We start from the raw sequence: 20,474 nt of genomic DNA, 5'->3' as shown, positions 1-20,474 counted from the left end.
GGCAGGGGCAGGGGCAGGGGCAGGGGCAGGGGCAGTCTGCCAGCGGAGCGTGATCTGGAGCTGGGCCTCGGCGCCGCTCTTGACGAGGGTCGCCACCCCGGCGTCGATCTTGATGGCGAGCTGCATCTCGATCTCGTCCGGCCGCAGCCCTTCCTGCAGTTCGCCGAACCGCCGTACGGCCTGTGCGGCGCACCGGCGGGCGAGGTCCAGGCCGTCGGTGTAGACGTCCCGCGCGACCCGGACGACGCGCTGCCCGGCTCCGTCCCGGGTCTCCTCGCCGCCGTAGACGAGGTCCAGTCCGTCGACGGCGGCCGGGTCGACCTCCGCGTCGACCTCGACCGGTATGGGCCCGTCCGCGCCCGCCGGGACAGGCCCCATCAGAATCGCCACACGCTCCCCCTGGTCCAACTCATGCGTGTTACAGGTGTGTTGAGTGGAACGGTGTTCTTCCCCGGGGCGCGGGGGGTTATGCGCCCCGGGGTGGCACCGCCGCTCGGTCGCTCTCAGACGACCTGGGGCTCGAAGTCCCAGTACGGGCGATTGCGGGAACGGGCCGAGACGGTGTGGGTGTGTTTGCTGCCCAAGGTCGCGTCGAGGTCGGACAGCGCCTCCTGCTCGACCTTCTCCGCCTGCCGGCGGTCGCGCAGTCCGCGCAGGTCCGCTGCGTGGGCGATGCGGGTGGAGAGCGTGAGCGGATGGGTGCGCCCGAGCGTCTCGATGGCCCGCGTCACCGTGTCCCGGCTCAGGTTGGCGGCACCCTCGATGTCGCCGACCAGGTTCCGCAGGGCGGAGGCGTTCAGGGCGCAGCCGAGCGTCCAGGGGTGGCTCTCGCCGACGGCCTCGGTCATCTCTGCCAGCGCCTGCTCGACGAGGACGTGGGCGTGCTCGCGTTCGCCGACGTTGCGCAGGATCAGTGCCTGGTTGGCGCGGGACCCGGCGATGAACGGGTGCCCCTCGGCGAGCATCACCTCGTAGCGGGCGACGACGGCCTCGCTGAGCTCCCGCGCCTGGTCGATGTCACCGTGCTCACGGGCGTAACAGCTCTGGCCGGTGGCGAAGGTCAGCGTGAGCGGGTGGGTCTCGCCCAGCACTCGCTCCCCACGCTCCAGCACGCTGCTGAGCATCGGGCCCGGCTCCTCACCGCGAGGGGCTCGCTCGCCGAGGCGGTACCGGCAGAGCGCCAGGTTGTACTCGGCCTTGAGGGTCTGGTGGTTGTCCGGGCCCATCACGATGCGGTTCTCACGGACGTTCTTCGCCTGAATGGATTCGGCGTCCGCGTAGCGGCCCAGCAGGCGCAGGTCGACGGCGTAGGCGACCTCTGAGCTGAGCGTCCACGGGTGGCGGGCGCGCAGTAGCTGACGGCGCGCCTCCATGGTGCGCCGGTCGGTTTCGAGCGTCTCCTCGTAGCGGCCGAGCAGACGCAGGGAGACGGCGAGGTTGTTCTGGGCGTTCAGGGTCCGGGAGTCCTGGTCGCCGAGAAGCTCGCGGTAGGCCACCAGAACCCACTGGGAGAGCTCCAGCGCCTCCTCGTAGCGGGCGAGGCCGCGCAGGTCGCCGCCCAGGCCCGCGGCCGCCCTCAGGTGGTCCAGGTCCTGCGGCCCGCGTTCCTCCCGGAGGTGGTCGACCGCCTCCCGGCTGAGGGCCTCGGTCCGGGCGTAGTCGCCCATGCCACGCAGCAGGTTGGTGTAGTGGTAGGTCAGCTCCCAGATCCGCGGGTGGGCCGGCCCGAGGATCCTGCGCCAGGTGGCGAGGGCGCGCCCGCCGAGCTTGATGCCGGCCCGGTACTCGCCGGAGAAGTACATGTAGCGCAGGCAGTTGAAGACCAGGCGCTGGACCTGCCCGTCCTTGCTGTTGAGGACGTCCGCGTACTTCAGGTGCGGCACGATCTCGGCGTAGCCCGGCCACAGCTGGGTGTCGGTCGGGCGGCGCGGGTCGGCCGCCGCGAGGGCCCGCCGTACGACATCGATGAACTCGCCGCGGTCAGGGTCCGGCATGTCCTTGTGGACGATCTGGTGGACCATGCGGTGCAGATACAGCGACTCCCCGGCGGAGACCGTCTCGTCGACGGACGCCTCGTGGGACTCCAGGCGGACCACCGAGTAGGTGCGCAGCTGGTTGACCGCCTTGTTCCACAGCAGCGGGTCGTTGAGCAGTCCGGCGAGTTGCTCGGGGAGTTCGTCTCCGGGCATCTCCTTGAGCAGGCGCACGGGGATGAACCCCGGTGCGAAGAACGTGCACAGCCGCAGGAGGTCGACGGACTCCGGGACGGTCTCGCGGAGCTTGTTCAGCAGTATCGACCAGGCGGTCTGGAAGGCCAGCGGGAAGTCCGCCGACACCTTCACCACGTCGCTGTCGATGCCGCCCTCCAGCAGGGCGATGTACTGCTCGACCGACAGGTCCGAGTCGTTCAGCCAGCCCGCCGTCTGGTCGAGCAGCAGCGGCAGGTCCCCCAGCGCCTCGGCCAGCTGGTCGGCCTCCGCCTCTGTCAGCCGGGGTGCGCGGCGGCGGATGAACGCCACCGACTCGTCGCGGGGGTAGAGGTGGACTTCGAGGAGCTTGCTGTTGTGCTCGCTCCACTCCGGATTGCGCGACGTGACGATGACATGCCCGGGACCCGTCGGGAGCAGGTCCCAGATCTGGTCCGGCTCGTCCGCCCCGTCGAGGATCAGCAGCCACCTCGAGTACGGATCCCCGCGGCGCAGCGCGTCCCGCACCGCGCGCAGCCGCTCGCCGTACTCCTGGCCGGTGCGCAGCCCCAGTTTGGGTGCCAGCTCGGCCAGTTGACGGCGGTAGGTGACGCGGTTCTCCGCATTCACCCACCAGACCACGTCGTACTCGGAGCCGAACCGGTGCGCGTACTCGGCGGCGAACTGGGTCTTGCCGACACCGGACATGCCGTGCAGCGTCACCACACCGGCCCCGGGCTCCGCGTTCTGGAGCAGGTGGTAGGCCTCGTTGAACAACGGCTCGCGTCCGGTGAAGCGGGTGTTGCGGCGCGGCACCACGCCCCACACGTCCGGCATCGCCGCCGGGAACCGGGGCCCGCGGCGCGACTCCACCGTGGACTCGGGCAGCGGCTCGGACGACAGGTCGAGCCGGTCCAGCAGGCGCCGCTCCGCCTCCTCGGCGCCCATGTTGGTCAGGGCGACCGGCGCCAGCACGGCCGCCGCCGACGGAACCGGGGCGGTGGTGACGGACACGGCCGCGAACCGGGACGGGTCGGGGGCCACGACCTCGCGCAGGGCCGCGTTCCACTCCTCGTGGGTGCGCGGACCGAGCTGGAAGTACCACTCACTGACCACGATGAGGACCCGGCCCTCGGCCAGCGTCAGGTCGCGCAGCAGGTCCACCAGCGGTACGTCCGCCGGAGAGTCCCAGCGCAGCGGCACCACCCGCACGCCCCGCCGCTCCAGCCGGTCCCCGATCCAGGCCGCCCAGGCCCGGTTGAAACCCGCGAAATGGATCGTGACCGTCTGCCTGGCGGTCCCCCTCTCGGTCGCCTCGACCGGCTTACGAGCTCCAGACATGCAGTGGCCTCCAGCGCGTAGTACCACAAAATCCTAGGACTTTGGAGCGTCACGCGTAAGTCCGCCGACCGACGGCAACACACCCTGTCCCGACGATCTTTCCGTACCCGGCCGCCGTGTGTGGGCATCCTCACTCATTCGGCCGCGGGAGCGCGGAGGCGTGCCTGCGGGTCCACAGTGCGCGTGCGGACTCGACGTACGCCTGCGCACGTGCGACATGCCCCCTGGGCGCGGGGTGGTCGGCCATCCGTTCGTAGGAGGCGGCCATTTCGTCGACGAACCGGCGTCCGCGCACCGTGAGGTCGGTCGAGCCGACGAGGGCGGGCAGGGCAGCCTGGACCTGGGCGCGGTAGCGGGCGTGCTGGGCCCACGCCCAGTCCCGGTCGGGAAGCCCGGCGACGAGCGCCCGGTGCTGGAAGAAGGCGGCCATCGCGAGATGGGAGTACGTGCCCTGGAGCAGACCGTCGTAGGGCCTCGGGTCGGCGCGCCAGGGCGCGAAGTACCGTGCCTCGGGCCCGGCCCGGTGCAGCGTCACCAGGTCGCCCAGGGCGGCCAGTTTGGCGTGCTGCAGTTCGTGCACGAGAGTGGCGGCGAAGGTGACCGGGTCGGGCGGCGTGCTGCTGAGGAGCGCGCCGAAGGCCTCGCGGCGGGTGGCGCTGCAACTGCCGCGGCCCGCGCCGACGTCCGGCGGGGTCTCCAGGGGAACCAGGCAGCGCAGCAGCGCCACCGCTTCGGCGAGGCGCTGGGCGCCGCCCGAACGCAGCGCGGGGGCCGTGCCGGACCAGGCCTGGAGCCACCGTTTGCGTTCCGCGTCGTCGAGCGCGAGTGGGGTGCGCAGGTTGCCGTGGCGGGGGCCGTGGGGCAGTTCGCGGTACGGGTCGAGGTCGTCGAACGGCATCGGGGGCGCGGTCGGCGTGAGGCCGGGGAGCGCGTGTGCGGGGGTCCAGGCCGGCGCCCCGGACCACGCGCCGGCGCCGCTCTCCAGGTGGACGGTCACGTCCGGGGCGTCGGGCTGGCGCAGGACCAGTCGGCCTTCGGTACAGGAGACGTCGACGGGTACGTCTCCCGAGCGCGCCGTGTGCAGGGCGCCGAGGGACGGGAGGGCGAGGATTCCGGCGCGGGCCGTGAGCCGGGTGGTGAAGGGGATGCCGGCACCGGCGGCGGCGACGGCGGCCGTCGCGCTGAAGTGGGCCAGGTCGCGCCGCAGTCGGCGGGCCCGCTCCTCGCTCACCGGCACCGTCACCGGCCCCGGCACCGGCACCGGCACCGGCACCGGCCTGGAGTCGAGGCCGCGCAGGCAGGAGCGGGCCCAGGGCCCGGTTAGCGGGTGGAAGAGGCGGGCGCGGGCCGGGGTCGCGGGCGGCGGGGTGGTGTCGGGCGGTGTTTCGCCGCCCGTTGCTCCGCCGGGTGGTACGGGGGCGCCGGTTGTCGCCGCCCTGTCGGTGGTTGCGGGCTCGGGACCCGGGTGTCGCGCGGCCGGCGCCACCGCCCGGTCCGCCTCGGTCAGCAGCGCCCAGTCCGCCCGCAGTCGCGCCTTCTGCGCGGCCGTGCAGACGGACCGGTCGGCCGCCTCGGCCGCGTCGAGGACCGCACGCAGGAGGAGCAGCCGCCGCGTGTCCTGGTCCCGCACGAGGAGCGCCAGGGTGTCGGGGCCACCCTCGGTACGGGCGAGTTCGAGCAGGGCCCGGTCCGGGACCACCGGGAACATCAGGAGACACCTCCTTCGGCCGGGGACGGGCCGGGGGCGGCCGCTCCGGCGAGCCGTGCGGCCACGTGGCGGATGAAGCGCTGGAGGTCGGCGCAGTACACGGACGGGTTGTGGAAACCGTGCCCGGCGCGGTAGCGGTGCGCGTAGTGCCCTCCGCCGCAGACCCGCAGCAGCGGACAGGCACGGCACTGCTCCGCGAGCGACTCCGCGCCCGCCTGCCGGGCGGCCACGCCCGGGTGCCGCAGCGCCTCGTCGAAGGTGTTCCGGAACACGTCGAGGCCGGTCCGGGCGGCGCCGGGGTAGGCCGATTTGAGGGAGTCGACCTGCTCGATCGACCCGTCGGTCTCCACGACGACCGCGTCGAAGGGCGCCAGTCCCAGCGCCTCGGTGGCCGCGGGCAGGCCCAGCAGGAGGGCCAGGCACTCCTCGAAGAGCCGTACCCGGACCTCGCGCCGTCCTGCGGCCCACCAGCGGTCGAAGACGGCGCACAGCCAGTCGCCGTAGCGGACGCCGGACTGGTGGGGCGGGCGCGCGGACCAGTTCCCGTGGGGAAGCAGCAGGTCCAGCACGGGCGGGCGCAGCGTGAGGAGGGACTCGTACGTCTCGACCGGATCCAGCGTCGGGTCCACGACGGTGAGGACGCCCGCGTACGACTCCGGGAAGCGCTCGGCGACCAGGCGGGCACCGCGGGCCGCCGCGGGCCAGGACGGGCGGCCCGCGTGGTCCACGCGCCGCCGGTTGTGGGCGGCGGTGCCACCGTCGAGGCTGATGCCGACCCGGACGCCGCCCTCGGCCAGCTCGGCGAGGCGTTTCCCAGTGAGGAGGGTGGCGTTGGTCTGCACAGTGGCGTGGACCTGACACCCGGCGGGGACGCGCTCACGGACCCGCGCGACGAACGCGGCGAGCGTGCCGGCGCCCGCGAGCAGGGGTTCGCCGCCGTGCAGCACGAGGGCGAGGTCGCGCAGGGCATGCCGGGAGGCGTGCTCGGCGATGCGGGAGGCGGTGCGGTCGAGGACGGGGGCCGGGGCAGCGGCGGGGCGGTCGCGCCAGCCGCTGTCGGGGCCCTCGTAGAGGTAGCAGTAGGTGCAGGCGAGATTGCAGCGCCCGTGCACCTTCACGATGAACTGGCGGAAGGGGACGCGGTGCTCCGGAGCGGTTCGCGGATCGGACACGGCTCGATCGGACACGGCTCGGACCGAACTCGTGACGACCTGTTCCGACACTCCAGCACCCCCCATGCCGTACGGCCCGGCCCGCGTCGCCGAGGGCCCGTGCGGCACGGCCCCGTGCCACGGCCCCGTGCCGCAAGGAGGCGCATGCCCGGTGCGACACAGGTCCGAAACTCGGCCCTACAACAGTTGTCCTATTCACGCATCTTGTCGCGCCAAGTTGACCGTAAGGGTCCTCACCCGGTCGAAGAATGGCGGGATTCCTCCGCCGGCACACGTCCTCCTCGGCGCGTCGACTCCTCGGGGGCGTCCCTCGGCCTCGGCATCGCCGGCGTCCCACACCGGAACATCGCACATGCGGCGTCAGAAGGAGTTGTCGAAGCCCCACAGCATCTCGGTCGGCTCCGCGGCCCGTGCGCGCAACTCCCCCAGCACCTCGCGCAGTACCGGATGCTCGATGGTTCCCAGCTCCGCGAGGTCCAGTTCCAGCAGGTCCGGCAGCGGCTGTTCGCTGTCCGGAGACGCCGGTTCCGGCCCGGCCCCGTCGCGTATGTCCATTCCCCGTTCCTCTCGTCCGCCCTGGCCCTATGGCCCTCTGGGCTTCTGCCTTCGTGCTACCGCTCCCGCTCCAGGTCGGCGAGTCGCTGTGCCGTCTGCTGTGCGGTGGGTTCGCCCGTGACCAGACGGTCGTCCGGCAGCCGTACCCACTGTGCCCGCGCCGCCCGGTAGGCGTCGTGGGCCGCGCGGGGACGGGCCGCCACCTCGAAGGTCATACCCCGCCAGTGGTGTGCCTGCGCGGCGAGTTCCACCGCCTCCTGGCGCCGGCGCTCCGTTTCGGCCTCCTCCTCCGCCTGGCGGGCCGACTCGGCGGCCGCCCGGAAGGCGTCGACCGCCACGTCCAGGCGGGCCGCACGGCCCAGGCTCTGGAACGCCTCGAACTGCGCCTGCCCCAGCTCCAGCCGGCAGTGCGCCGCCAGCAGCGGGTCCTCGGCGTCGGCTGCCGCGAGCGAGAACAGGTGCTCGGCCTCCCTGAGGTCCACACGGTCGCCGTGCGCCTGGTACCGGAGCATGAGCGCCCGTCCCAGGAGCAGCAAGCGATGGGAGACCTGCCGGCTGCCCGCCGGGGTTTCCATCCGGCAGTCCCGCAGCACTCGTATCGCCCGGGAGAGCCGCTCCTGGCGCCGCCGCCCGTTCTCCAGCGTGGCGAGCCGGAGCAGGGTCCTCCCCCACTCCGCGAGCACGTCGGCGTGCGCGGGCGCGTCCCGTGACATCCAGTGCGCCGCCTGGGCGAAGCGGTCCGCGGCCCGGTGGAGTTCGGACGGCTCCCCCGACTCGGCGTAGCGTGCGACGGCCACCCGCCCCGCTCTCACCAGCAACGCCGCCCGCTGCGCCTGCTCCCGTACGTGTCCGAGCGCCTCGTCGGTCCGTTCCTCCGCCTCGTCCAGCGGGCCGCCCGAGCGCAGCAGCGCGTCGACCAGGTCCGTCAGGATCCGGACCCTGGCGCGGACGGACCCCGCGGTGTCCGGGGTCCGTCCGTCCGGGGTCCCGCCGGAGTCCAGCGCACGGCGCAACGACTGCGCCGACTGCTCCGCGTACAGCCGGACCTGCTCCGGGTCCGTCGTGACCTCAGACAGGCGCAGCAGGGTACGGCCGTGGGCCAGCAGGAGTTCGGAAGGGCGGTCCGGCCGGTCGGGCCAGGTGTCGGCGAACGCCTCCAGCATGCCGACGGCGCCCTGCAGCAGGGCGCTGTCGCCGCCCAGGCGCCACTGGGTCTCCAGGGAACCGACCCGGTCCAGTGTGAGGCGCAGTGCCTCCTCCTCGCCCAGGCCGGGTGCCGCACAGGCCACCGCGTACTCGCGGTCGGCGCGGCGCAGCAGTTCCACCGCGCCCGGGCGGTCTCCGCGCCGCCGGGCGTCGGTGGCGGCGGCGTGCAGGACGCGCGCGAGTACGGCGCGTTCGCGGAGGCCGTGCGGGTGGGCGGCGGCCCGCTCGGCGGCCCGCTCGGCCTCGTCCAGCAGGGCGGTGCCGCCCTGCACCTCCCACAGCCGCAGGGTGCAGCGCGCGTACTCGCCCCACAGCTCGGGGTCGGCGCCGGTGGGACGTTCGTGCTCGGTCGCGCCCCGGAGCAACTGCACGGCGTCGATGAGGTCCTGGACCATGCCCTCGGTGTCGAACCGGGAGAGCAGCGCACGGGACCGGACCACCGCCTGGTGCGTGGGCCGGTCCGCGGCGGCCCTCGGGTCGGTCCGGCTGTCGTACGTCGCGAACTGGTCGGGCAGCGGCATGAACCGTTCCAGGATGCGGGCCGCGATCTCCGCGAACGGCTGCGGCACCGGATCGGACTCCCCGTTTCCGCCGTTGCCTCCGTCTCCGCCCTTGTCCCCGCTTCCTCCGCTTTCCCTGCTTCCTTCGTTTTCCCTGCTTCCTTCGCTTCCCCCGCTTCCTCCCGGTCGGCCGGTGTCCGAGCCGTGCGGGCGGGCGCGGCCGGTGCCGCCGTCACCGAGCTGGGCCAGGGCGAGGGCCGGGAAGTTGGGGCCGCCCTTGCCGAAGTGCTGCTCGATGTACTCCGAGCAGTGTTTGAGGACCAGCACGGCCTCGTCCCGTCCGAGCCGGGACAGCAGCGCGTCGCGCACGTCCGGTTCGATGTCGTACCACTGGGCGCCGTCGCCGCCGTGGTCCCCACGGGCCCGGGTGACCAGGCCGCCGACCAGCACCTCGGCGAGTTCGGCCGGACCGGAGCCGGGCAGCATGGTCCGCTGCACCAGCTGCATCACCGGCAGGCAGAGCGGCGTCGCCGCGAGGTAGACCGCGAGGCGCGCGGCGGCCGGGGAGGCACCGGCGCTGAACCGGCTGACCCGCTCCAACGGCGTGCGGCGGCGGTCCGCACGGGCCGTCGGGCCGGCCGGCTGGTCGGCCCGCACCCAGCCCACGGCGCCGGGAACCGGACCGGCGCCGGACAGCAGCCGCGCCCAGGAGCCGAGGGCCACGGGCTCGGGCGGCAGCACCGGAACGGCCAGCGCGCCCCGGCGGGCCTCGGCGGACGTGCCGGAGGCGGTGCGCACCCGCAGCACGGCGCCCCCGCCCAGGGTGTCGCCGCGCGACAGGCCACCGAAGGTGACGGGCAGCCGGGTGCGGTTCCACATGCGCTGCGGCAGTGGCTGCAGGACGGCGACGGGGCCCTGCCGGGACAGGTGGTGGAGCAGCCGGTGGGCGTGGCCGCTGTGCCACAGCGGGCCGGCGCAGTCGCTGACCAGTACGACGATACGGCGCCCGGTCGGGTCGCTGAGCCGGTCGGCGGAGTGCAGCGGGGCGGCGCGCGCGTCGGAGCTGCGGCTGACGGCCGGGCCGCCGTCCGGCCCCTGGTGCAGATGACTGACCTGGATGTCCGAGAAGGCACCCAGGCTGCCGAAGATCTGGGCCAGTTCGGCGAAGAGGCGGCCCCACACGTGCATCGAGGAGGAGGTGTCCAGCACCAGTTGCAGCCGGGCGTCGCGCCGGGTCACGTGCCGGTGGACGGGCAGGATCAGGCCGCCGGCCCGGGCGCTCACCTCGGCGGTCGCGACCTCGTCGAGCTCGGTCCGCAGCGGCGGTGCGGGGCTGCGGTAGCCCTGCAGCGGACGTAACGCGCGCTGCAGTTCGAGCGGCGCGGGCAGCACGGGAGCGGCGGGCACCCCCACCGGCAACGCGCGGGCCCGGCCACCCCCGCGCGCCCCTCTCCCGTCCGCTCCACCCCGTCCGTCGCGTCCACTCCGTCCGTCCCGTCCGCCGCGTCCGTCGTCGGGCGGTACCGGGTAGAGGGCCACGCGCCGGGCCGCCGGATCACCGGGCGACTCCGTCCCGGCCGCCGGCCGCCGGGACTCTTCCGGCGGCAGCACCAGGGGCCGGTCGGGTGTCCGGGCCGTCGGCTGTGCCGCGCGACCGGCCGCCGCGGGCGGGTCGTCGTCCGCGGCGTCGGCGGACCGGGTCCACCGGGCCAGCCACAAGGCGTCGCACAGCTGTTCGGCGTCGGGGTCCAGGCCCGCCCCGCGCAGCCGCAGGACGAGCTCGGCGAGCGGGTCGCCGCCGGGCAGGGGGGCGGCCCCGGCCCCGGCTCCGTCGTCGGGGGACGGAGGGCCGTGCCGCGCCGTCGCGTCGGGCATCAGTGCGTCACCTCGGGCGGTCGAGCCGCTGGATGAGCAGGTCGGCCAGACGGTCCCGGCCGGGCGCCGCGGCGGCGTCGGTGAGGTATATCGCGTTGAGCAGCTGATCCGCCGCCAGCAGTTCGCTGCGGGACCGCTCCAGGAACCGCGTGACAAGGTCGTCGCCCGCCCGCGCCGCCTCGTCGCCCAGGTGGGCCCGTACGAAGGTGGCGAGCCGGTTGTGATCGGGGCGGCCGAGCTCCAGGTGGATGCAACGGCGCATCAGCGGTGCCGGGAAGTCGCGCTCGCCGTTGCTGGTGAGGACCACGAAGGGGAAGGCCCGGCAGCGCACGCGGCCGTCGCGCACCGGCACCTTCACGCCGTCCGCCGTGAGCACCTCGGCCTCTCCGTCCGGCAGCCGGTCGGCGACCCGCTCCAGCTCGGGGATGGCGAACTCGCCCTCCTCCAGCACGTTCAGCAGGTCGTTGGGCAGGTCGATGTCGCTCTTGTCCAGCTCGTCGATGAGCAGCACGCGCGGCGTGTCGGAGGGCAGCAGCGCGGTGCCGAGCGGGCCGAGCCGGATGTAGCTGCCGATACCCTCGACCGCCCCCGGTGTCCCGGCCGCCGATCCGAACCCGCCCTGCGCGGCGATCTGCACGTCCTGCAGCCGGGCGATGGCGTCGTAGTGGTAGAGGCCGTCCTGGAGCGCGGAGCGGCTGACGATGGACCAGCGCAGTACGTTGCCCAGGCCGAGTTCGTACGCCACCGAGTGGGCCAGGGTGCTCTTGCCCGCGCCGGGGCTGCCGGTCACGAGCAGCGGCCGGCGGAGGTACAAGGCGGCATTGATCATCTCGAGTTCCTCGGCGCCCGGCCGGTGCAGTTCGGCCAGGTGCCGGTGGGCACCCAGCCTGCGGTCCTCGGAGCCGTCACCGGTGCGCGCCGAGTCCCGGCTGGTGAAGTCCCGCCAGGGGGGCGGGTCGGGCAACCGGTCGATGCCGTCGTGGGGTTCGCCCGCGCCCCGGTAGATGAGCCACTCGCTGGATTCGGTCATGATCCGGTCCTCGTCGTCACTCGTCTGCGGGGCCCTGCCGTCGCCACGCCACCCGGCCTCCGCCCCAGGAGGCGGCGCGCGGGGGCAGACGACGGCGACGCCCTCGGGCGGCTGTGCGAGCGTCCTTCACGGTATCGATCCTCAACGGGCCTGGTAAGAGGCTCATCGTCAACGTTCCCTGACGCGGGGACAATTGTCCTGCTTGCGGGTGACGGGCGGGTCCCTGCCGGTCCGGCACGGAGCGGGCGGGGACCCGGGCGGGCCGCGGTCAAGGCGCCTCCAGCAGGTCGCCCGCGCCGGGCAGGGGCTGATGCGGATTGTCGTACAGGAGTGCTATTCCGTCGGCCCAGAAGGTCTCCGGCCGTCCCGAGTGCAGCCGGGCGCGCAGATCGCGCACTGCCTCCGGCAGCCGGTGTGCGCTCGACGGTCCCCCTATCTCGTCGAGCGTGCCGCGGTGGAACTCGCCGCAGACCGCGTCCGGCTGCCCGCCCCTGCGGCGCCACAGGGCCACACCGAAACCGCCGCGTACGAGACTGGCGAGCGCCGCCGCGTCGCCGTCGTGACGGTGACCGTCGAGGCGGCACAGCACCGGCACCGTGCCGTGCGACAGACCGCGCAGTTCCTCGACGGGTGGCACCGGTTTGCGCAGTCCGTCGTCGCAGTCGAGGACCGTGGCCGTCACCGGATGCGCGTGCAGCCAGCGCCAACGGGCCTTGCGCTCGTCGTCGATGTCCATCCGGTAGTCACCGTTGGAAGCCGGCCCGAAGAACTCGCCGGCCGCATCGGTCGCGGCGCTTCCGGCGGACGAGCGGTCCGGGGTGTACCCACCGTGCGGGACGTGGCCACCGTGCGGGGCGTGCCCATGGGCCGGGTCGTCGGCGCGGGCCGGGTCGTCGGCGCGGGCCGGGTCGTCGGCGCGGGCCGGGTCGTCGGCGCGGGCCGGGTCGTGCCCGTGGGCCGCGCGGCTCCCGCAGTCCGCGACGCTCCCTCGATCCGCATGACTCCCGCGGCCCGCGACGCTCCCTCGATCCGCATGGCTCCCGTGGCCCGCGACGCTCCCTTGATCCGCATGACTCCCGTGGTCCGCGACGTTCCCGTCGGCCTCGGTCAACTGGTCCCGGTCGGAGCAGCGCAGGACGACCGGTCGCTGGGTGCCGAGCGGCTCGCCCTCCGGGCCGAGCCGCCAGTCGTCCACTTCGAGCGCCAGCAGCGAGTGTTCCGTCGCCACTTGCAGGACCGCCGGCCGTCCCGGTGTGTCGCACTGCCGGAACGCCTCCCTGAGCGGTACCGCCAGGTGCGTGGCGAGGTCGTCCAGCGGAGTGCGCTCGACCTCCTTGAGGCGTTTGGTCCCGCCGCCGTCCCGCACGACGAAGACCGACCAGTCGCAGCGGTCCGGCTCCCAGCCCCGCCGCACGATCTCGACCAGCACGGACGACTGCGCCGTCGCCGTCCGCTCCGGGTGGCCGGCAGCCGCCACGCGCCGGCCGGCTGCCGCGACCGGCGCCGGGCGGCGTGCCTCCATCCGGCTGATGCGTCGTTCGACGAGGGCTCTGCGGCGGCCGGGTCCGAGGCGCTGGGCGGCCTGCCACACCCTGGCCCACAGCGCCTCCTCGGCGGCCGGCGTGCTGGGCGCGAGGAACGGGCGGTCGGCGGTCATGGCGTGCACCGCGTAGTCGAGTACCAGATGGAGGGCACCGTCGTCCCGCGCGGACTCGTACAGGGCACCGAGTCCGTCGCGCCACCCGCGCGGGGCGGGCAACGGCAGCGGAGTCTCGAAGTCCGGCAGGGAGCCGAGGAGGTCGAGGAGGGACCGGGTGCTGGCCGGGGGCGGCAGGTCGGCGAGACGGCCGAGCAACTGGACCCGCTCGTCCGGGCTCAGGGTGCGGCCGGGCCGGGCGCCGAGCTGGCTCTGCACGTCGGCCCAGGTGTTCCGGCGCGCGTTCGGATGGCGCTGCCGGTCCCGGTGGTAGCGGTCGTGGGCGTGGACGACCGCCTGGTACGGGTCGTCGTGCTCGCTCGTCAGCTCACCGGCGGGCACGGGCAGCGTCCGCAGTTGTTCGAGTCCGGTGGAGGTGCCGCCGCGCGCGTGGTCGGACCGCGACTTCAGTACGCCGATGACCTCGCCCCGCTCCGGGTCGATCACGGGGCCGCCGGAGACGCCGTCCGGCAGGTCGTTGTCCCCCAGCCGCATCTGGACGTCCGTGTTCCAGCCTCCGATGGTGCCCTCCACGGTGAGGGTGCCGTCGAGCATCCGCAGTCGCCCGTCGACCACCGTCCAGCCGGCGTACAGGACCCTGCCCTCGCCGTAGTAGGCCGCCGGGCGCTCCGAGAGGTACACGCACTCGTGGTCGACCGGTTCGCTCAGCTGCACCAGCGCGAGGTCGGGGGCCGGCCAGGTGCCGGGCACGGAACCGGCGCCGTCGGGCAGCGCCGCCGCCACGTGGCCGGGTACCGCGGACATGCCGCTGCCCGGTGCGGACTCGTACATCACCACGACCTCGTTCCCCTCCCCGCCGCAGGCCACGTGTGCGCAGGTCAGAACCCAGCTCGGAGCGACGAAGTAGCCGCTGCCGAGGAACGTCCCAGGCTCGTCCAGGGCATACCCGGCGTCCGGGCGATGAATGCGCACGGTCGCCGCCATGACGAGTCCACGCAGCGCACGGCGAGCCGCGTCGTGGGCGCCCGATGCGCCGGGGGCGCTCCCGTCCGTCATGCCGCGCCTCCGGAACCGGCACCGCCCGTCCCGCCGTGCCCCGGAGCGCGGGCGGACGCACCCGCGCGGGGCTCGGGAGGCGTGTCCGACGTGTCAGGCCCGGGCGCATCGGGGCGGAGCCCGGTCGCACCAGGCCCGCCTGAACCAGGCTCGTTGGAGCCCGGCACGTTCGCCCCCGGCGTACTCGGACCGGGCGCGTTCGGATCCGGAGCGTTCGAGTCCGCAGCGTTCGGATCCGGTGGGCCGCCGTTCCAGGTGAGGGTGACCGTGATCCCGGCCTTGGTCTCGCCGTCGGCGAGGAGGCCGACGACCTTGCCCGCCTTCGCGGTCAGCTCGATGCCGAACTGGACGCTCACCTCGTCCGGCCGTACCGCGCGCAACGGCTCGGCCAGCGACCGCGCGACGCCGGTCACGAGCGAGTGCAGGCTCTCCACGCCCGCCTCGACCCGCTCGGCGAAACCGGTGTCGCTGTACGACAGCTGCCCGCGCGGCGCCGGCAGCTCCGCCGCACCGGAGATCCGGGCCCACACCGGTGTCCCGTCCGGCAACACGACGCGCGCGACGCGCGTCACTTCCTGTCCCATGGGATTCCCCCGTCCCCGCGCCCCCTCGACGACCCCAGGAGGCGCACTCGGCTGCGCGCCTATCCTTGTCCTGTCTTCTCCCCACCTGACGGAAAGACCTCAACTTTCCATCCCGCAGGCACAGGGTTCTTCCCGCACGGGAGGCTCCCAACCCTGCAACGACCCGACGGAGCACGATCCATGTACTTCACCGACCGCGGCATCGAGGAGCTGGAGAAGCGGCGCGGCGAGGAGGAGGTCACCTTCGAGTGGCTGGCCGAGCAGTTGCGCACGTTCGTCGATCTGAACCCGGACTTCGAGGTACCGGTGGAGCGCCTGGCGACGTGGCTGGCGCGCCTGGACGACGAGGACGACGACGAGTAGATCCGCCGGCCGCCCCGGGATTGCGCCGCCGTTCCTCTCTCCGCCGCCGTTCCCCTCTCCCGGCCCCGGCCCCCGGTCCGCCGGTCCCCCGGTGCGTCGGGTCCGTCAGGGGCGGCGCCGTGCCAGCCCGTACACCGTTCCCACCGCACCGTGCGCCACCAGCAGCGACCCCGCCGCGGTCCAGCCGCCGCTGCGCCGCCGCAGCCCCCACGCGGTGAGCGGCAGTCCCGCCACCATCTGCGCGAGCGCCAGGGCGCGGGCTCCCGGGCCGGCCACCCAGGGCATCCAGGCGGCGAGGCGGCTCTCGTCCGCCGTCGGGCGCCGGTCCGCGGCGGCGGTCCGCGAGGCACCCGGCACAGCGCCCGCCGCCTCGCGCAAACGGTCGGCCGGTGCGCCCGGGTCGAGTCCGTCCGGGAGGGCGACACCCGCGCGCGTGAGGACGGCGAGCAGTCCGCGCAGCCTGGCACGGGCATCCGCCTCCGGGTCCTGCCGCGTCAGCCGGTCCAGCGCCTGGACGTCCAGGACCGGGTCCAGACCCAGCCGGGCGGCGAAAGAGCGCATCGCCTCGTCCTCACCGGCCGGGGTGCCGCGCGCGAGCCACACGTACCCGACCGGGCGGCGGAAGCCCGACGCGAGGGCGTACCCGGCCCGGTCGGCGTCCCACCACAGGGCCAGCACGGGCCAGGGGGCACCGACGGCGAGCGCCGCGGCCCAGCCGGTGACCACCCGGTCCACCGGTTCGCCGCCGTGCCGCCAGGGTCCGCCCTCCGGAACCAGCACGCTCCATTCACCACCGGCCGCGGCCAGCGTCATGCGCTCGCCGAGCAGCGGTGCCACGGCGGCCACGGACTCCGGCCCGGCTCGGCACAGCAGCAGGGCGCCGCAAGCGGCAGCGGAGACGGACTCTCGCGTCGACATGTCCACAAAATAGATCAATTCACCCCTACCGGCCGGTCGCTGAACGTCAGAACGGGTGTCTTGACTTTCCGCGGGCGCGATATATCGTGAATAGCGGAGGACGCGATATGGCGCGTTCGGTCGAGGAGGTCTGCACCATGCCCGAGTGGTCCGTCGCGGAGCCCAGGAAACTCACCTTCGACGAGTCCGTGAGCGAGCTCCACGTACGCATCGTGAACGGAACGGTGAACGTCGTGGGCACGGACGAAGGCCCCGCCCGTCTCGAGGTCTCCGAGATCGAAGGCCCACCCCTGGTCGTGACCCACCGGGACGGAGCGCTCACGGTGGCCTACGAGGACCTTCCGTGGAAGGGCTTCCTCAAGTGGCTCGACCGCAAGGGCTGGCGCCGCAGCGCGGTGGTCACACTGGCCGTGCCGACCGGCACCCGTGTGGAGGTGGGCGTGGTCAGCGCGGCGGCCGTCGTCTCCGGACTCGAGGGCCGCACCGAAGTGAAGGGGGTCTCCGGGGACACCACACTGGTGGGCCTGGCGGGTCCGGTCCGCGCCGACACCGTCTCCGGGAGTCTGGAGGCCCAGGCCCTCACGGGAGACCTGCGTTTCAACTCCGTCTCCGGCGACCTGACGGTGGTGGAGGCGGGCTCCTCGGTGCGCGCCGACTCGGTGAGCGGGTCGATGATCGTCGACCTGGACCCGGCCGGCGGACCGACGGACATCAGCCTGACCAGCGTCTCGGGCGAGATCGCCATCCGGCTGCCCCAGCCGGCCGACGCCCGGGTGGAGGCGAACACCGCCAGCGGCTCGGTCTCCAGCGCCTTCGAGGACCTGCGGGTGGGCGGCCAGTGGGGCGCCAAGCGGATCACCGGCCGGCTCGGCGCGGGCAACGGCCGGCTGAAGGCCACCACGGTTTCCGGCTCCATCGCCCTGCTGCGCCGTCCGGCAACCGAGGACACGCCGTGGGAGCAGAAGCCACGAAACACCGGCCCGGGGGACGACGGGCACGACGGCTCGGGGGACAATTCCGCTTCCGTCCGGGACGACGGCGCCACCGACGCCGCTTCCGGCGGCACGACCGACAAGAAGGTGCTCTGACATGCCCCCCGTCTTCGCCCACGGCCGCCTCCGCCTCTACCTCCTCAAGCTCCTGGACGAGGCCCCGCGCCACGGATACGAGGTGATCCGCCTCCTCGAGAAACGCTTCCAGGGGCTGTACGCGCCCTCGGCGGGCACGGTCTATCCGCGCCTGGCCAAGCTGGAGGCCGAGGGCCTGGTCACCCACACCACCGAGGGGGGCCGCAAGGTGTACGCCATCACGGACGCCGGCCGCGCCGAGCTGGCCGACCGCAGTGGCGAGCTGGCCGACCTGGAGCTGGAGATCCGGGAGTCGGTCGCCGAGCTGGCCGCCGAGATCCGGGCCGACGTGCGGGGCGCGGCCGGGGACCTGCGGCGCGAGATGCGGGCCGCGGCCAGCGCCGCCCGCCTGGGCGGCACCGGTTCCGCTTCCGGTCCGGGGGCGCACGAGGAGGGCGACGGATTCCCCGGCGACGGGGAGCGCGACGAGAAGGAGGCCTGGCGGGCCGCGAAGGAGGAGATGCGCCGGGTCAAGCAGGAGTGGAAGGAGCAGGCCCGCCGGGCCAAGGACGAGAGCCGCCGCGCCCGGGACGAGGCCCAGCGCGCCCGTCGCCAGGCCAAGGAGGCGCAGGAGCGGGCGAGGGCCCAGGCCCAGGAGGAGGTGCAGCGCATCGCCCAGCGGGTCCAGGACCAGGTGCAGGACCACTTCTCGCGGGGCGACTGGCCGACGGGACTGCGCGAGGGGCTGAGCGAACTGGCGAGGGAGGTCGGCGACTTCGGCAAGGACTTCGGGAAGGAGTTCGGCAAGGACTGGGGCTTCGGCCGCACCGACACCGGTACGACCACCCCCCGCCCCGAGCACTCTCCGCGTCCCGGGCACTCTCCGCGCGCCGGGCACTCCCCCGCCCCGGAGTACTCCGACACTTCCGAGGACTTCCCCGCGCGGTACGCCCCGGCCTGGGCCCACGAGGACGCCGCGGAATCCAGCGGCGACCCGGGCCGTGACCTGGACCGGCTGCTCGACCGCTTCCGGGACGACATCCGCGACGCCGCCCGGGACCACGGCGTGACGGCCGACCAGTTGCGCGACGCCCGGCGCCGCCTGTCGGAGGCCGCGGCACACATCGGGGCGATCCTGCGGACCCCGAAGCCCTGAGTCGGGCACGGCACGGCGCCCAACCGCTCCACCGGGAGGGCGCGTCCGCTCCACCGGGAGGGCGCGCCGCGGGCCGTTCGGACGACGGTTGCGCCGAGGCAGCCGAGGCAGGAGGGGGCCGGTCAGGCGCAGGCCTCCCCGGCCCCGTTGCCCAGTACCCCGGTCAGCGACTCATGGGTCACCCCGTGGTCGGCGAGCACCTCGGCCGGCACTCCGGGGCGAAGGACCAGGGCGAGGAGGAGATGCTCGTCCCCGATGTGCCGGTCGTGCCGGGCGACTGCGACCCGCAGCGCCTTCTCCAGGACGTCCTTGGCGTCCCGGCCGAAGCTGCGATGGCCGGACCAGCGGCGCCCGCCCTTCCGGTCGTCGACCGTCATGGCACCCACACCGTGAGCCTCTTCCACCCGGGCGACGATCTCCCCCACGTCGACGCCGAGTCCGGCAAGGGCCTCGGTCTCGGCCTGCGACAGTCCGGCTCGGCGCCGCGCCTCCCGCAGCGCCCGGCGTATCGCCTCCCGGTGCTCACCGGCACCCACCGCCGCCAGCGCGAACGAGGCGTGGCTGCCCTCACGGTCCAGCAGGGCGAGCAGCAGGTGCTCGGGCTCGACGGTCCCCGCCCGCGCCTTCTCGGCGTGTTCCACGGCCCCCAGCACGACCGCCCGGGCGTCCTTCGTGAATCGCTCGAACATCAATGCCTCCCGTACTTCTTGTGCACGGCCTGCCTGCTGACCCCGAGCTCCGTGGCGATCTCCTGCCACGACCAGCCCTGCCGGCGCGCGCTGCGGACCTGTACGGCTTCCAGCTGCTCCACCAGCTTCCTGAGGGCAGCCACCGCCCGCAGCCCGACCCGGGGATCACGGTCACCCGCACGCGTGGCGAGATCCGTTGCTTCACTCATACAGTCAACCTAAGTTGACAACCCGTGCACGTCAACCCCGGTTGACAATTGAAGGGAGGGCGGCATACGCGAACGGCGGGCCCGGAGAACCGGACCCGCCGCACACAGAGGGAAAGGCGTCAGAAGTAGGCCGGGGCTCAGGAGTTGCTGAGCACGATCTTGCCGAACTGCCCGCCGGACGCCATCCTTTCGAAGCCCTCACGGGCCCGGTCCATGGGAAGCACCTCGTCGACGACGGGCCGCACACCGGTGGCCGCACAGAAGGACAGCAGGTCCTCCAGCTCGTCCTTGGTGCCCATGGTGGAGCCGACGACCTTGAGCTCCAGGAAGAAGATACGGGTCAGTTCGGCGTGCGAGGGACGGTCGCCGCTGGTGGCGCCGGAGATGACCAGGGTGCCGCCCGGCCGCAGCGACTTGATGGAGTGCGACCAGGTGGCGGCCCCGACGGTCTCGATGACGGCGTCGACCCGCTGGGGAAGCCGCGCCCCCGTCTCGACCGCCTCCACGGCGCCGAGCTCCAGGGCCCGCTTCCGCTTGGCCTCGTCCCTGCTGGTGGCGAAGACCCGCAGCCCGGCCGCCTTGCCGAGCACGATCGCGGCCGTGGCCACCCCGCCGCCCGCACCCTGCACCAGCACCGAGTCGCCGGGACGCACCCCGGCATTGGTGAAGAGCATCCGGTACGCCGTCAGCCAGGCCGTGGGCAGACAGGCGGCCTCCTCGAAGGAGAGCCCCTGAGGCTTGGGCAGGATGTTCCACGTCGGGACCGCGACCTGCTCGGCGAACGTCCCCGGGTAGCGCTCGGTGAGGATGGAGCGCGGCTCCCGGGGGCCGACACCGTGGCCGGTCTGCCCGATCACGGCGTGCAGGACGACCTCGTTGCCGTCCGCGTCGACGCCGGCCGCGTCGCAGCCGAGGATCATCGGCAGCCGGTCCTCCGGGAGGCCGACGCCACGCAGGGACCAGAGGTCGTGGTGGTTGAGGGAGGCGGCCCTGACATCCACCACACTCCAGCCGGACCGGGCCTCGGGAGCCGGACGCTCCCCCAACTCCAGGCCGGTCAGCGGCTGGTCGCGGTCGATACGGGCGGCGTACACAGCGAACATGCCCCGACCATAGATCCCCCACCCCTCATCCGAAACCACCCACCCCTGTGACACACACCCTCTTGCCGGCACCCCAACACTGCCGACGGTCACCCCACC

16 protein-coding genes are annotated in these 20,474 nt (G+C 73.8%); 3 read left to right on the top strand and 13 right to left on the bottom strand.

Translation table 11 applies throughout. The features are described 5' to 3' along the window. The 9 genes from HZS56_RS32820 to HZS56_RS32775 form a co-directional block, all read right to left on the bottom strand. On the bottom strand, positions 1–378 hold a 378-nt coding region (locus HZS56_RS32820; protein ID WP_216724465.1), incomplete at its 3' end, for a CU044_2847 family protein. Between the two features lie 125 nt (positions 379–503). Beyond that, positions 504–3,527, bottom strand: coding sequence for an FxSxx-COOH system tetratricopeptide repeat protein (fxsT, locus tag HZS56_RS32815; RefSeq protein ID WP_216724462.1), 3,024 nt, complete (start codon positions 3,525–3,527; stop codon positions 504–506). A 130-nt stretch (positions 3,528–3,657) separates the two neighbouring features. Continuing rightward, the gene (locus HZS56_RS32810) at positions 3,658–5,235 is read right to left on the bottom strand and encodes an aKG-HExxH-type peptide beta-hydroxylase (RefSeq protein WP_216724461.1); all 1,578 of its coding nucleotides are present in this window, start codon (positions 5,233–5,235) and stop codon (positions 3,658–3,660) included. Then, positions 5,235–6,407, bottom strand: a complete 1,173-nt coding sequence (locus HZS56_RS32805; protein ID WP_308408214.1) for an FxsB family cyclophane-forming radical SAM/SPASM peptide maturase — start codon at positions 6,405–6,407, stop codon at positions 5,235–5,237. The genes HZS56_RS32810 and HZS56_RS32805 overlap by 1 nt, the downstream gene beginning before the upstream one ends. 360 nt (positions 6,408–6,767) lie before the next feature. Continuing rightward, a complete protein-coding gene (fxsA, locus tag HZS56_RS32800) occupies positions 6,768–6,962 on the bottom strand; it encodes an FxSxx-COOH cyclophane-containing RiPP peptide (RefSeq protein WP_216724459.1) in 195 nt (64 codons plus the stop codon). 56 nt (positions 6,963–7,018) lie between these two features. Further along, entirely contained in the window at positions 7,019–10,543 is a 3,525-nt protein-coding gene (locus tag HZS56_RS32795) for an SAV_2336 N-terminal domain-related protein (protein WP_253915283.1), read from the bottom strand. Positions 10,544–10,550: 7 nt separating this feature from the next. Next, a complete protein-coding gene (locus HZS56_RS32790; protein WP_216724458.1) occupies positions 10,551–11,573 on the bottom strand; it encodes an AAA family ATPase in 1,023 nt (340 codons plus the stop codon). Between the two features lie 268 nt (positions 11,574–11,841). Beyond that, a complete protein-coding gene (locus tag HZS56_RS32780; RefSeq protein ID WP_253915282.1) occupies positions 11,842–14,286 on the bottom strand; it encodes a VMAP-C domain-containing protein in 2,445 nt (814 codons plus the stop codon). Further along, complete coding sequence (locus HZS56_RS32775; protein WP_216724457.1) at positions 14,283–14,870, bottom strand: CU044_2847 family protein; 588 nt, start codon at positions 14,868–14,870, stop codon at positions 14,283–14,285. Before HZS56_RS32775 ends, HZS56_RS32780 begins: the two co-directional genes overlap by 4 nt. Positions 14,871–15,050: 180 nt before the next feature. Between HZS56_RS32775 and HZS56_RS32770 the strand changes: the two genes are divergently transcribed. Then, the gene (locus HZS56_RS32770; protein ID WP_019075209.1) at positions 15,051–15,233 is read left to right on the top strand and encodes a DUF6104 family protein; all 183 of its coding nucleotides are present in this window, start codon (positions 15,051–15,053) and stop codon (positions 15,231–15,233) included. A 105-nt stretch (positions 15,234–15,338) separates the two neighbouring features. On the opposite strand, the gene HZS56_RS32765 is transcribed toward HZS56_RS32770, so the two are convergent. Continuing rightward, positions 15,339–16,151, bottom strand: a complete 813-nt coding sequence (locus HZS56_RS32765) for a hypothetical protein (RefSeq protein WP_216724456.1) — start codon at positions 16,149–16,151, stop codon at positions 15,339–15,341. Between the two features lie 137 nt (positions 16,152–16,288). Between HZS56_RS32765 and HZS56_RS32760 the strand changes: the two genes are divergently transcribed. Both HZS56_RS32760 and HZS56_RS32755 read left to right on the top strand, forming a co-directional pair. After that, entirely contained in the window at positions 16,289–17,239 is a 951-nt protein-coding gene (locus tag HZS56_RS32760; protein ID WP_216724463.1) for a DUF4097 family beta strand repeat-containing protein, read from the top strand. A gap of 1 nt (position 17,240) precedes the next feature. Further along, positions 17,241–18,374: a PadR family transcriptional regulator gene (locus HZS56_RS32755; RefSeq protein WP_216724455.1), complete on the top strand. Its 1,134-nt coding sequence runs from the start codon at positions 17,241–17,243 to the stop codon at positions 18,372–18,374. Between the two features lie 122 nt (positions 18,375–18,496). On the opposite strand, the gene HZS56_RS32750 is transcribed toward HZS56_RS32755, so the two are convergent. From HZS56_RS32750 to HZS56_RS32740, 3 genes are all read right to left on the bottom strand, one after another. After that, the gene (locus HZS56_RS32750; RefSeq protein WP_216724454.1) at positions 18,497–19,063 is read right to left on the bottom strand and encodes a Clp protease N-terminal domain-containing protein; all 567 of its coding nucleotides are present in this window, start codon (positions 19,061–19,063) and stop codon (positions 18,497–18,499) included. Then, complete coding sequence (locus HZS56_RS32745; RefSeq protein ID WP_216724453.1) at positions 19,063–19,272, bottom strand: helix-turn-helix domain-containing protein; 210 nt, start codon at positions 19,270–19,272, stop codon at positions 19,063–19,065. The genes HZS56_RS32750 and HZS56_RS32745 overlap by 1 nt, the downstream gene beginning before the upstream one ends. Before the next feature lie 137 nt (positions 19,273–19,409). Next, complete coding sequence (locus HZS56_RS32740) at positions 19,410–20,375, bottom strand: zinc-binding dehydrogenase (protein WP_216724452.1); 966 nt, start codon at positions 20,373–20,375, stop codon at positions 19,410–19,412. Between the last annotated feature and the right edge of the window lie 99 nt (positions 20,376–20,474).

This window comes from Streptomyces mayonensis (genome assembly GCF_018982965.1).
GTDB lineage: Bacteria > Actinomycetota > Actinomycetes > Streptomycetales > Streptomycetaceae > Streptomyces > Streptomyces mayonensis.
This window is presented reverse-complemented; position numbering and strand designations above follow the sequence as displayed.